Source organism: Nocardioides psychrotolerans, assembly GCF_900113685.1.
Classification (GTDB): Bacteria; Actinomycetota; Actinomycetes; order Propionibacteriales; family Nocardioidaceae; genus Nocardioides; species Nocardioides psychrotolerans.
The window spans coordinates 102,349-115,152 of the sequence record NZ_FOQG01000015.1 but is presented as its reverse complement, the minus strand read 5'-3'; the positions used below and the strand labels follow the sequence as shown (position 1 = coordinate 115,152).

Sequence of the window (12,804 nt, the reverse complement as noted above, 5' to 3'; positions counted from 1 at the left end):
GGCTGCCCTGGCCCAGATCGCCGGCACCTGCCCCATCCCAGCGTCCTCAGGCAACACCGTGCGCCACCGGCTCAACCGCGGCGGCGACCGGCGCCTGAACTGGGCCCTGAACACCGTCGTGCTCACTCGCATGCGCACCGACCCAGCCACCCGCGACTACGTCGCCCGGCGCACCGCGGAGGGCAAAACCGGCCGAGAGATCCGACGCTGTCTCAAGCGCTACACCACCCGCCAGATCTACCGGACCCTCAACGCCGCGGCTGCTCCCGACCGACCTGCTTCGGCCGCTTGACAGCACATAGAAGCATCCCAGGTTCTCGGCCGTTCCTATACGAGTGGCGGCTCTCGGTTGAGGGCAGCGTCGTGGGCTTGCTCGTACTCGACTGGTGGGACGTTTCCCAGGGTCGAGTGGAGCCTGCGGTTGTTGTGACCAGTCGACCCAGCCGGCGGTGGCGTACTCGACGTCGGCGATGGTCTTGTAGGGGCCGTCGTGGAAGACGGTGGTGCGTAGGCACTCGGCCTTGTAGAGACCGTGGTCCCGATGGAGCAGGAGACGTCGATGGGCGGGCTGAAGGCAGCCCAGCTCGACACCGGGACCTTGGTCGGTGTCAGCGGCGCCTGTTGTGCTCGCGACATCACCACCTCGCATCACCCCGACTACACGATCACGCACCACCCCGGGCGGAAAGTCCCCTTCACCAGGGGGAGTGAGCACCGACAGCCGCGCACCAGCATGCCGATGCCGTTGATGCGGCCCGACGCTTCCTTGCTCCGTCGCGACCGGGGAGGATCACACGCACCAGTGACGCTTGGGGTCCTCCCTTGTCGCAGGGGACCGCTCGACCACCGTGAGGCCTTGGCGGATCTCACTAGGGCTGCGGTGAATCTGGTCCTGGGGTGCCCAATCCACCGCGCTGCTGAGCGACCAGCGACCAGCGACCGCGCGGGGCGCGGTCGCGTTCGTCGGGCGTTCAGCCACGACTTGGAGGGGGTGTTCGACAGATCGCGGTCGAGGGGTCAGCGGTAGCCGACCAGGGTGGGCGTCGCCTCGACGACCTCGAGCGGCATGGTCGCGCCCGGGATCGTGACCGTGCCGGGCACCGGGCGCCACGCGCCGGCATTGACGCGGAAGTCGGCGGTGTAGGTCGTGTCCACTGCCGGGGCCACGCCTCCTGCGGAGAGGTAGTCGTGGGTGACCTGGAGGTCGGGGTAGGCCGCACCCGGTGTGGTCGTCGAAGCGGACTCACCGTCGCCGAAGCGCCATCCGTAGGAGGCCGGCGTGATCCGCAGGTCGACCCGCTGGCCGAGCAGGGTGATCGTGCGGGTGAGCTCCTGGGTGTCGGTGTAGAAGTTGGTCGCGAAGTTCACCAGGGTCCGACCGTTCGGCGGCTGCACCACCAGCACGCTGGCCGGAAGTGGAATGCGGCGCAGGGCTGCCGAGACCAGCCCCGGTGTGACCTGTGCGGGGACGGCCTGGTCCCCACCCCCGAGGAAGCAGTACGGCATGTAGGTCAAGTCGAGCGCGGCAGCGATGCTGATGCAGACCTCGTCCTCGATGTTGGGCACAGTGACGGAAGGGGCGGAAGACGCGCCCTGGCTCGCTTGTGGTGAGCACACCTCGTGACTGTTGACCTGCACTGATCCCTGCACGTAGGTGACATGCTCGATGAGCTGGCACCCTGCAGCGGCGGGCCGAGCGTCCGCGACGAGGAACGTCATGACCAGCCCCACGAAGATGGCAAGCCTGACGATCATGAGCGGTACACCAACTCGTGGACCTTCCAGACCCCGGCTTCCCGGGCCAACCGGAAGGTGACGATGTGTCGCTCCGTGTCGTAGAGGATCGGTTCGGCCGAAGCGTCAGGGAACGTTCGTCCCGCCGAGTAGACAAGCCCGACGTTCACGGCAGGTGATGAGGAAGCGGACTTGTCGTCCAGCTTCAGGGCGGCGATCCGCCAACCGAATGTCTCGTAGCGCCCGCCCGCGACGTAGACATCCCTGACCGGCTCGACGGAATCGCGACAAGTGGCGCAGTCAGTAGCGCTCAACGTATAGACCGCGTCGGAGTCCCCGCTCTGGACCGTCTCGTTGCGCGCAGCAACCCAGGCCCGGACAGTGTCCTCAGGTCCCAGAACCTCGGGAGGCGGCTCGGTCGGGGTGGGGTCAACGGAGGACGAGGTCGTCGGCGCTGCTGACTGCGTCGGCGCCATCTTCGGCCGCGGTTCGTCGTCGGAGCAGCCGACGAGGAGCGCGCCGAGGAGAGCGACGGCAACACACCGACCGACACGACTCATGGCGCAGGCCCTTCCCGAGAATCCCGCGCCCGAACCAGCAAAGCGCGACAGAAGGGACCGTACCCACGTTCACACGCCCGTGGAACCCCCTCCGTGACCCCTGTGGAGGACGAGACGGACGAGGTGAGGGACAACCTCAGTTGGCGTGGAGCGCCGCGTTGAGGGCGATGCCGTCGCCCTTCCACGGCACGGCCTCGATCGCACCGGAGACCGAGTTGCGGCGGAAGAGCACGTTGCTGGCGCCGGACAGCTCGCTGGCCTTGACGACCTTCGGCTTGCCGTCTAGGTCGGCCAGCGTGACCTTGGTGCCGGCCGTGACGTAGCAGCCTGCCTCGACCACGCAGTCGTCGCCGAGCGAGATCCCGATGCCGGCGTTGGCGCCCAGCAGGCACCGCTCGCCGATCGAGATGACGGTCTTGCCGCCGCCCGACAGCGTGCCCATGATCGAGGCGCCGCCGCCGACGTCGGAGCCGTCGCCGACCAGGACGCCGGCGGAGATGCGGCCCTCGACCATCGAGGCGCCGAGCGTGCCGGCGTTGAAGTTGACGAAGCCCTCGTGCATGACGGTCGTGCCCGACGCGAGGTGGGCGCCGAGGCGCACGCGGTCGGCGTCGGCGATCCGCACGCCCGACGGCAGCACGTAGTCGACCATCCGGGGGAACTTGTCGACCCCGAAGACTGTGACGTGCACGCCGGTCGCGCGCAGCCGCCCGCGCGTGAGCTCGAACCCCTCGACGGCGCAGGGGCCGGCCGAGGTCCACACGACGTTGGTCAGCAGCCCGAAGACGCCGTCCATGGAGATCGTGTGCGGCACAACGAGCCGCGACGACAGCAGGTGCAGGCGCAGCCAGACGTCCGCGGTGCTCGTGGGAGCAGCCGACAGGTCGGCGATCTCGACGAGCCGCACCTCACGTCGTACGTCGCGCGCCTCGTCGTCGCCCTCCAGGGCAGTGAGCGAGGCCGGGGCCTGGGCGTCGCCGGCGGACCCGAGGGCCGGGGTCGGGAACCAGACGTCGAGCACCGCGTCGGACGCGTCGAGGGTGGCGAGGCCGTGGCCCCAAGCGGCGAGGGCAGCGGGAGTCTCAGTCACGGGACCCCACCCTAGGGCTCAGTCGTCGAGCTCGGTGCGCAGGACCTCGCCGGTGACCGCGTCGATGGTGACGGTCTGCTCGGAGGCGGTGTCCTCGCCGAGCTGGACGTCCCAGGTCGCGATGCCGTCGTCGTAGTCCAGGTCGTCAAGGGCAGGCAAAGGTGTGGCGCGGGTGGGGCAGCATGGGGCTGTGAGCGTCCGCCCCGTCTTCGTCCTGCACGAGCACCACCGCCCCCGCCACCACTTCGACCTGCGGCTCGAGGAGCACGGCGTCCTTCGCAGCTGGGCGGTGCCCAAGGGCCTGCCCACCAGCTCGCAGCACGACCGGCTCGCGGTGGCCGTCGACGACCACGACCTCGACCACGCGACCTACACCGACGAGCACAAGGAGATCGCCGACCACGGCTGGTGGGAGCTGCTCGACCGCACCGACAAGCGGTCGCTCATCGAGCTGCACGGGACCGCCGGCGCGCGTCGCTACGCGCTCATCGACACCGGCCGCGACTGGTTGGTCCACCTTACGAAGGAGCAGCCGTGAACAGCGCTCAGGACGCCGGCGAGCTGATGGTCGTCATCGGCCCGCCCGCGGTCGGCAAGATGACGGTGGGGCGGGCGATCTGCGCCGCGAGCGACTTCCGGCTCTTCCACAACCACCACGTGATCGAGCCGCTCGCCGACGTGTTCGGCTTCGCCAGCCCGGCCTTCGAGGCCCTCAAGGACGACCTGCGCGTCCGGGTGATCGAGGCGGCCGCCGAGCACGGTGTGCGGCTCGTCTTCACCTTCGTCTGGCCGGTCGAGGACCCCGACGACGCCGCCACCGTGCGTCGCTACCTCACGCCGTACGTCGACCGCGGGCTGCGGATCACGTTCGTCGAGCTCTACGCGGGGCTGGAGACGCGGCTGGTCCGCAACGTCCAGCCGGACCGGGTCGCGGCCAAGCCCACCAAGGCGGACCTGGTCTGGTCCGACGCCCACGTGCGCGAGTCCCACGCCACCCAGCGGCTCAACACCGACCCCGACGACCCGACCACCCCCGCCGACACCGTGCTGCGCGACTTCGCCCACCTGCGGCTCGACAACACCGACCTCAGCCCCGACCAGGTCGCAGAGCAGGTGCTCGCCTGGCGGGCGAGCCTCGACGACGGCAACTGATTCGCGCGCGCGACGAGCGCCGCCGTACGCTGTGAGCACAGGCGTCTGAGCCGTCATCAGCGGTGAGCCTCCGGAAGAACGGCACGCGAGTGCTCACTAGACCCGGACGGGTAGGCCCGTCACAGCCGTGAACGAGTGGTCGTCCTGCACCTGGGACGGCAATCGAGGTGGTACCGCGGCTCCCCAGTCGTCCTCGTCGAGCCAGACCCGACGAGCGCAGGAGCCCGAAGATGACCTACCCGAAGACCGGCGCCGACGCCGTGCCGTCGAACCCTCGCTTCCCCGAGATCGAGGAGCGCATCCTCGACTTCTGGGCGCAGGACGGGACCTTCCAGGCGAGCATCGACCAGCGTGACGCAGGGGACGACGCCTCCAACGAGTTCGTCTTCTATGACGGACCTCCGTTCGCCAACGGGCTGCCGCACTACGGCCACCTGCTGACCGGCTACGTCAAGGACCTGATCCCGCGCTACCAGACCATGCGCGGACGCAAGGTCGAGCGCCGCTTCGGCTGGGACACCCACGGTCTGCCTGCGGAGCTGGAGGCCATGCGCCTCAACGGCATCAAGACCACCGACGAGATCGTCGAGATGGGCATCGCCGAGTTCAACGAGGCCTGCCGCGAGTCGGTCATGAAGTACACCGGCGAGTGGCGCGACTACGTCACCCGCCAGGCGCGCTGGGTCGACTTCGACCACGACTACCGCACGATGAACCCCGACTACATGGAGTCGGTCATCTGGGCCTTCAAGCAGCTGCACGAGAAGGGCCTGGTCTACGAGGGCTTCCGCGTGCTGCCCTACTGCTGGAACGACGAGACGCCGCTGTCCAACCACGAGCTGCGCATGGACGACGACGTCTACCAGAACCGTCAGGACCCGGCTGTCACCGTGGGGTACGACGTCACGACGCCGGACCCCGTCAACGGGCAGAGCCTCCAAGGCGTCAAGCTCCTCGTCTGGACGACGACCCCGTGGACGCTGCCGTCCAACCTCGCGGTCATGGTCGGTGACGACATCGACTACGTGGTCGTCGAGACGGTGTCGGACTCGGGGGCGAGCACCCGCTACCTGATCGCCGACGCCCGCCTGGCGTCGTACGCGCGTGAGCTCGGGGACGAGCCCGAGGTGACGTGGCGCGGCGTCGGCGCCGACCTGGTGGGGCTCACCTACACCCCGCCGTTCTCCTACTACCTCGGCCACGAGAACGCGTTCCGTGTCGTGGCTGCCGAGTTCGTCACGACCACCGACGGCACCGGGCTGGTGCACACCGCCGGCGCCTTCGGTGAGGACGACAAGGTGGTCACCGACCGCGAGGGCATCGAGGCGGTCATGCCGGTCGGCAAGGACGGGAAGTTCACCCACCCGGTCGTCGACTACGAAGGCCTGCTGGTCTTCGACGCCAACCTGGAGGTCATCGAGCACCTCCGCAACGCCACGTCGGGCGAGGGCAGGACGGGCTCCGTCACGCCCGGCACCGTTCTGCTGCGCCGCGAGACCTACGACCACTCGTACCCGCACTGCTGGCGCTGCCGCGAGCCCCTGATCTACAAGGGCGTCTCGTCGTGGTTCGTCGAGGTGACCGCGGTCAAGCAGCGGATGCTCGAGCTCAACCAGGAGATCCGCTGGGTCCCCGACCACATCCAGGACGGCCAGTTCGGCAAGTGGCTGGAGAACGCCCGCGACTGGTCGATCACCCGCAACCGCTTCTGGGGCTCCCCGGTGCCGGTCTGGAAGAGCGACGACCCGGCCTACCCGCGCATCGACGTCTACGGCAGCTTCGAGGAGATCGAGCGCGACTTCGGACGCCTGCCAGGGAAGGGTGACGGCGTGCCCGACCTGCACCGCCCGTACGTCGACGACCTGGTGCGCCCCAACCCCGACGACCCGCGCACGCCCGAGGAGGGGCAGTCGTCGATGCGGCGCGTCGACGACGTGCTCGACGTGTGGTTCGACTCGGGGTCGATGAGCTTCGCCCAGGTGCACTACCCGTTCGAGAACGCCGAGTGGTTCGACGGTACCGCCGAGAAGCAGGGGCACTTCCCCGGCGACTTCATCGTCGAGTACATCGGCCAGACCCGCGGCTGGTTCTACACCATGCACGTCCTGGCCGCCGCGATCTTCGACAAGCCTGCGTTCAAGTCCTGCATCAGCCACGGCATCGTGCTCGGCTCCGACGGCAACAAGATGTCGAAGTCGCTGCGCAACTACCCCGACGTCTCCGAGGTCTTCGACCGCGACGGGGCCGACGCGATGCGCTGGTTCCTCATGTCGAGCTCGATCCTGCGCGGCGGCAACCTCGTCGTCACCGAGCAGGGCATCCGCGACTCGGTGCGCCAGGTGATGATCCCGCTGTGGAACAGCTGGTACTTCTTCCAGCTCTACGCCAACGCCGCGAATGCCGCGAACGGCGGGGCCGGGGCGAACGGCGGGGCCGGGTACGACGCGCAGTGGTCGACGGCCTCGCAGGACCCGCTGGACCGCTACCTGCTGGCGAAGTGCCGCCAGTACGTCCAGTCGATGACCGCGCAGCTCGACGACTATGCCGTGGCCGACGCCTGCGACACGACCCGATCGTTCCTCGACGTCCTCACCAACTGGTACATCCGGCGCTCACGCACGCGATTCTGGAGCGACGACGCCGACCGGCACACGGGGGCGTTCGACACGCTCTACACCGTGCTCGAGGTCGTCTGCCGTGCGACCGCACCGCTGATGCCGCTGACGACCGAGGAGGTCTGGCGCGGCCTGACCGGCGCTCGCTCGGTGCACCTCGCCGACTGGCCGCTCGCCGGCGACCTGCCGGCCGACGACGCCCTCGTGGCGGCGATGGACCAGGTGCGCGAGGTCTGCTCCGCGACCTCGGCGTTGCGCAAGGCAGGCAGCCTGCGCAACCGGCTGCCGCTCTCGACGCTGACCGTCGTCGTGGACGACCCGGCTGCGCTCGCCGGCTTCGAGTCGATCATCGCCGACGAGGTCAACGTCAAGACCGTGCGGCTGCTGGGCGTCGACTCCGACGAGGCGGCCTCCTACGGCGTCGAGCAGAAGCTGACCGTCAACGCCCGCGCCGCCGGTCCCCGCCTGGGCAAGGACGTGCAGCTCGCGATCAAGGGGTCCAAGTCGGGCGACTGGACCGTGGCCGAGGACGGCACCGTCACGGCCGGTGGGCTGGCGCTGGTCGAGGGCGAGTTCGCCCTGGAGACCGTCGCCGGGTCGGCCGACGCCGACACCGCCACCGGTGTGCTGCCCAGCGGTGGCTTCGTCGTGCTCGACACCGCGGTGACGCCCGAGCTGGCCGCCGAGGGGCTCGCCCGCGACCTGGTGCGCGCGATCCAGCAGGCCCGCCGCGACGCCGGCCTCGACGTCTCCGACCGCATCGCGCTGACCGTCGTCGGCTCGACGCTCGTCCAGGAGGCGGCCCGCACCCACGAGCAGCTGATCACCAGCGAGACCCTCGCGACGTCGTACGACGTGCGCGGCGGAGCCGGCGATGTCGGTGGCGTTGGTGGCGCTGACGTGGTGGTCGGTGAGGGCGAGAAGGCGACCGTGGTGGTGGCGAGGGCCTGAGCGTGCTGCGCGGGTCGTGCGGGTCAGCGGTCCCGGAAGTTGTCCGAGTGCAGCTTGAAGGAGGCGTAGAGGTGCGGCACCCAGCACGCGTCGTTGTGGCGACCACGCGGGTAGACGACGCTGCTGTGCTCGACGCCCTTGGCGGTGAGCTCAGCATCCATGACGCGGACCGCGTCGTCGAAGTCGAAGTCGTCGTCCTGACAGGCATCGAAGAAGTACCGGTAGCGGGAGAGGAACTGCGAGGAGCGTCCGGTGACCTGGATCGTCGGTGTCTGGTCGGAGTGGCTCGCGACCTCATCGGGAGTGCCGGCCAGCGGCGGTAGGTCGAGGGCACCCATGTGGGAGGCGATGGAGGAGAAGAGCCCGGGGTGGGCCCACCCGATGGTGAACGCACCGTGGCCTCCCATCGAGACCCCCGTCAGTCCTCGCATGCCGCGGCGGTCGCGAGTGCGATAGGCCCGGTCGACGAGCGGCAGCATCTCCTTGATGAACATGGAGCGGTAGGGCGACTGCGAGGAGTCGACGTACCAGAGCGACTCCGCGTCGGGCATCACCACGATCGCCTCTGCGAGGTCACGCCGACGCACGAGCCGGTCGATGCGTCCCTGGATGTCACGCGTCGCCCACTCGGCGGCGCCGCCGTTGATCCCGTGCAGCAGGTAGATGGTGGGATAGCGCCGCCGCGGGTGGCTGACGTAGGAGGGCGGCAGGTAGACGGCGAAGTCCCGCTCCCGCCCTTCGAGCTTGGACCGGACCGAGTCCAGGAAGTAGCGCGATCGGTTGCCACGCTCGCGCAGGGCCCCCGTCGCGGGGTTCCGGGAGAAGTAGAGGAACTCCTGCGACACCTCGGCCACGACTTTGGTGCCGGAGCCGTCCTGCCCGACGATCGAGCGGTTGGTGTCTGCGATGAGCGCACCCGACCGACGGTCGCGAAGCACCTGCACCTCCGTGTCACGGACGCGCAGGGGGCCGAAGCGACGACTCAGCGACCTGAGGTCCGACACGCGTCGCTGGCGGGTGTCCCCGTCGTGGAAGAAGCGAGCGGCGAGGCTGCCGCGGTAGGTGGCCCACCGACCGGCCCGGATGGCGTCGGCCTGTCGGCGCATGACCCGGAGCACGGAGCTGCGCTCGGACCGGCTCGCCGGGGTGGCCTGGAGGCCGTAGAAGGTCTCCCTCAGGGCCGCCTTGGAGTAGAGGCCGACGGGGCCGGCGTACCAGCCGCCTCCTCCGGTGAAGTCGTTCATCCGCACGGCCAGCACGTTCGTGGCCCCGTAGCGCGGAACCGACGCCGGCACGGGGTAGAGCCGTTGCTCGAACCACTGGCTGTCGTCGTCAGGAGGGAACGTGCCCGTGCTCCCGATCCGTTGACCGTTGAGGTAGGTCACGTCCGCGTCGTCGATGCCCCCCAACGCGGCCACGAGGGGTGTTCCCTGGGCCGACGCCGGGAGCGTGAACTCCAGTCGGAACCATGCGTAGCCGTCGTAGTTGGCGAAGACCGGTTGCCCACCCTCCTGCGGCACCTGGGCGGTCTCCCAGCCCGAGTCGTCGAAGCCGGGCCGGGACCAGGCGACGTTGTCGCCGGTCTTGAGCCGCCACGAGTCCCCGGCGAGGTCGAGCGCGAAGTCCTGCGTGGTGGCAGGGGCGGTCGCGGACGGTGGGCCGGACGTCGGACCGGCCTGGGACGCGGCGACGTCCACGAGGGAAGCGGTGAGCATCCCGGCGACGAGCAGGGAGAAGGTCACGTGTGAGGAGCGCCACATGAGAGCGAGGCTAGGCGAAACAAACAGTTCTGCACAGATTTAAACGCGTCTCGTGATCGAACCTGTTCGTCTGGACGCACCGACTCGCCCGGTGCTGGCGGTCGGTCAGCCGGTCGCTCAGCCGGTGAGCCCGATCCGCCCCGCCAGCTTGTCGAGGTAGACCAGCACCTCGTCGCGCGACTTGTCCGGCACGCCCCAGATCAGGTCGGTCGCGCCGGCCTCGGCCCAGGACGCGAGGTCCTCGGGGGAGGGCCGCATCGCGATGAGCACGTGGATCTCCGGCGCGCCCGCGCGATCGGCGGCGGACCACGCCTCGCGCAGCGCGTCGGCCTTGCCACTGATGTCCTTCTCGACCGGGGTCGTCATCCAGCCGTCGGCCGTGCGGGCGATCCACTCGAACGTCTTGGGCCCGCCGCCGGCGCCGATGACCAGCGGGATGTGGGGCTGCACGGGCTTGGGGTAGGCCCACGACTTGCCGAAGCTGACGAACTCCCCGGCGTAGGACGCCTCCTCCTCGGTCCACAGCGAGCGCATCGCCTCGACGTACTCACGCAGGACCGTACGCCGCTTGGCGGGCGGCACGTGGTGGTCCTCGAGCTCGTCGGTGTTCCACCCGAAACCGGCGCCGATCGTGACGCGGCCGCCGGAGAGGTGGTCGAGCGTCGCGATCTGCTTGGCCAGCGTGATCGGGTCGGACTCCACGGGCAGCGCGACCGCGGTCGACAGCCGGATCCGGCTCGTCACCGCGGCGCAGGTGGCCAGCGAGATCCACGGGTCGAGGGTACGGGTGTAGCGGTCGTCCGGCAGCGTCTCGCCGCCGGTCGGGTGCGCCGCGTCCCGTCGTACGGGAATGTGGGTGTGCTCGGGCACGTAGATCGTGTCGAACCCACGCTCCTCAGCGGCCACGGCCAGCTCGGCGGGGGTGATCCCGCGGTCGGAGGTGAAGAGGACGAGTCCGTTGCGCATGGCTGAAGACTAGAACGTGTTTCAGTTTCGGGGAAGTGGCGGCGGACTTGGCGGGCGAGTCGGTCACTTGAGGGGGGTTGCAACACCCCTCAAGTGCAGGAGTCCCCGGACATCCGGGTACTCATGCACCCGGCCGGCCACCCCCCGGCTGGTTGACTGGCGCCGTGCACCTCGACCTCACCGCTGACGCCGTCACCCTCACCCAGCAGCTCGTCGACATCGAGTCGGTGAGCAGGGACGAGCAAGCCATCGCCGACGCGGTGGAGGCCGCACTGACCCCGCTCGAGCACCTCACCGTCATCCGGCGCGGCAACACCGTCGTGGCACGCACCGAGCTCGGCCACGCCGAGCGCGTCGTGATCGCCGGCCACCTCGACACCGTGCCGCTCAACGACAACCTCCCGAGCCGCCTCGACGAGGCGACCGGGCTGCTGCACGGGCTCGGCACGTGCGACATGAAGGGTGGTGACGCGGTCATCCTGCGTCTGGCCCAGACCATCACCCGGCCCGACCGCGACCTGACCTTCATCCTCTACGAGGGCGAGGAGATCGACACCGAGTTCAACGGCCTCCACCACCTCAGCCAGAGCGACCCCGAGCTCATGACCGCCGACTTCGCGATCCTGATGGAGCCCTCGAACGGCGTCGTCGAAGCGGGCTGCCAGGGCACGCTCCGCGTGGACGTCCGTACGACGGGCGAGCGGGCCCACTCCGCGCGCAGCTGGAAGGGCGTCAACGCGATCCACAAGGCGGCCGAGATCCTCGCTCGCCTCAACACCTACGAGGCGCGGAGGCCCGTGATCGACGGGCTGGAATATCACGAGGGACTCAACGCGGTGTTCGTCCGTGGCGGCGTCGCAGGCAACGTGCTGCCCGACGAGTGCGTGGTCGAGGTCAACTTCCGCTTCGCGCCGGACCGTTCGGAGGAGGAGGCCGAGGCGTTCGTCCGCGACTTCTTCGACGGCTTCGAGGTCACGCTCACCGACATGGCGCCCGGCGCGCTCCCGGGGCTGGACCGGCCGGCTGCCAAGGCGTTCATCGACGCCGTGGGCGGTGAGGTCAACCCGAAGTTCGGCTGGACCGACGTCGCCCGCTTCACCGCACTCGGCGTGCCGGCGGTCAACTTCGGCCCCGGCGACCCGATGCTGGCGCACAAGCAGGAGGAGCACGTGCCCGTCGACCAGATCCGCAGCTGCGAGCGCGCGCTGACGCAGTGGCTGGGAGGAGCCTCGTGAAGTCCAAGATGAAGGGCCCTGTCATGCAGCGCCGCGACCAGGTCGACGGCACCACGACCGACCAGCGCCTGCTCGACTCCCGCGGCCCCAGCGACTGGGTCCACACCGACCCCTGGCGGGTGCTGCGCATCCAGGCCGAGTTCGTCGAGGGCTTCGGGGCACTGGCCGAGCTCGGGCCGGCGATCGGTGTCTTCGGCTCCGCGCGCACCGCGGCCGACCACCCGTCGTACGCGATCGCGGAGGTGGTGGGTCGTCGCCTCGTCGAGGAGGGCTTCGCCGTCATGACCGGCGGCGGGCCGGGTGCGATGGAGGCCGCCAACAAGGGCGCCTGCGAGGCCGGTGGCGTCAGCGTCGGGCTCGGCATCGAGCTGCCGTTCGAGACCGGCCTCAACGAGTGGGTGGACGTCGGCATCAACTTCCGCTACTTCTTCGCCCGCAAGACCATGTTCGTGAAGTACTCCCAGGGCTTCATCGTCCTGCCCGGAGGCCTCGGCACCCTCGACGAGATGTTCGAGGCGCTGACGCTCGCGCAGACGCAGAAGATCACGGCGTTCCCGGTCGTGCTGATCGGCGTCGACTACTGGTCGGGCCTGCTCGACTGGCTGCGCGACACCGTGCTCGCCGACGGCAAGATCTCCCAGGGCGACCTCGACCGGCTCGTCCTCACCGACGACGTCGAGGAGGCCGTGCGGATCATGGTCGACGCCAGGCCGCAGGCCAGCGGAGCCCAGGCGTGAGGAG

Annotated in this window: 12 protein-coding genes and 1 pseudogene; 6 read left to right on the top strand and 7 right to left on the bottom strand. The window is 69.5% G+C overall.

Annotation, left to right across the window (positions count from 1 at the left end):
• Positions 1-292 (top strand): transposase (locus tag BM204_RS17110; protein WP_143099667.1); only part of this gene is annotated, 292 nt, incomplete at its 5' end.
• Between the two features lie 35 nt (positions 293-327).
• Here BM204_RS17110 and BM204_RS17105 read toward each other — a convergent pair.
• From BM204_RS17105 to BM204_RS22770, 5 genes and pseudogenes are all read right to left on the bottom strand, one after another.
• A pseudogene (locus BM204_RS17105) lies at positions 328-532 on the bottom strand (integrase core domain-containing protein); the annotation flags it as partial.
• 485 nt (positions 533-1,017) lie between these two features.
• Positions 1,018-1,755 (bottom strand): hypothetical protein, encoded by a 738-nt coding sequence (locus BM204_RS17100; protein ID WP_091115851.1) that lies wholly within the window; start codon positions 1,753-1,755, stop codon positions 1,018-1,020.
• On the bottom strand, positions 1,752-2,294 hold the full coding sequence (locus BM204_RS17095) for a hypothetical protein (protein WP_091115849.1): 543 nt from the start codon (positions 2,292-2,294) through the stop codon (positions 1,752-1,754). The genes BM204_RS17100 and BM204_RS17095 overlap by 4 nt, the downstream gene beginning before the upstream one ends.
• A 136-nt stretch (positions 2,295-2,430) precedes the next feature.
• Positions 2,431-3,384, bottom strand: a complete 954-nt coding sequence (dapD, locus tag BM204_RS17090) for a 2,3,4,5-tetrahydropyridine-2,6-dicarboxylate N-succinyltransferase (protein ID WP_091115847.1) — start codon at positions 3,382-3,384, stop codon at positions 2,431-2,433.
• Positions 3,385-3,402: 18 nt separating this feature from the next.
• Positions 3,403-3,543 carry a PepSY domain-containing protein gene (locus BM204_RS22770; RefSeq protein ID WP_170259248.1) on the bottom strand — a complete coding sequence of 47 codons (141 nt, stop codon included), beginning with the start codon at positions 3,541-3,543 and terminating at the stop codon, positions 3,403-3,405.
• Between the two features lie 31 nt (positions 3,544-3,574).
• Between BM204_RS22770 and BM204_RS17085 the strand changes: the two genes are divergently transcribed.
• From BM204_RS17085 to ileS, 3 genes are all read left to right on the top strand, one after another.
• A complete protein-coding gene (locus BM204_RS17085; protein ID WP_091115844.1) occupies positions 3,575-3,922 on the top strand; it encodes a DNA polymerase ligase N-terminal domain-containing protein in 348 nt (115 codons plus the stop codon).
• Entirely contained in the window at positions 3,919-4,536 is a 618-nt protein-coding gene (locus BM204_RS17080; RefSeq protein ID WP_246166439.1) for an ATP-binding protein, read from the top strand. The genes BM204_RS17085 and BM204_RS17080 overlap by 4 nt, the downstream gene beginning before the upstream one ends.
• A 230-nt stretch (positions 4,537-4,766) precedes the next feature.
• Positions 4,767-8,102 carry an isoleucine--tRNA ligase gene (gene ileS / locus BM204_RS17075; RefSeq protein ID WP_091115841.1) on the top strand — a complete coding sequence of 1,112 codons (3,336 nt, stop codon included), beginning with the start codon at positions 4,767-4,769 and terminating at the stop codon, positions 8,100-8,102.
• A gap of 23 nt (positions 8,103-8,125) precedes the next feature.
• Here ileS and BM204_RS17070 read toward each other — a convergent pair whose 3' ends face one another.
• Together BM204_RS17070 and BM204_RS17065 are read right to left on the bottom strand one after the other, a co-directional pair.
• Positions 8,126-9,862: an alpha/beta hydrolase-fold protein gene (locus tag BM204_RS17070; RefSeq protein WP_091115839.1), complete on the bottom strand. Its 1,737-nt coding sequence runs from the start codon at positions 9,860-9,862 to the stop codon at positions 8,126-8,128.
• A gap of 117 nt (positions 9,863-9,979) precedes the next feature.
• Positions 9,980-10,828, bottom strand: a complete 849-nt coding sequence (locus BM204_RS17065; RefSeq protein WP_091115836.1) for an LLM class F420-dependent oxidoreductase — start codon at positions 10,826-10,828, stop codon at positions 9,980-9,982.
• Between the two features lie 164 nt (positions 10,829-10,992).
• On the opposite strand from BM204_RS17065, the gene dapE reads away from it, so the two are divergent.
• Positions 10,993-12,063, top strand: a complete 1,071-nt coding sequence (dapE, locus tag BM204_RS17060; RefSeq protein WP_091115833.1) for a succinyl-diaminopimelate desuccinylase — start codon at positions 10,993-10,995, stop codon at positions 12,061-12,063.
• 8 nt (positions 12,064-12,071) lie between these two features.
• The gene (locus BM204_RS17055) at positions 12,072-12,800 is read left to right on the top strand and encodes an LOG family protein (protein WP_091115876.1); all 729 of its coding nucleotides are present in this window, start codon (positions 12,072-12,074) and stop codon (positions 12,798-12,800) included.
• Positions 12,801-12,804: the final 4 nt, after the last annotated feature.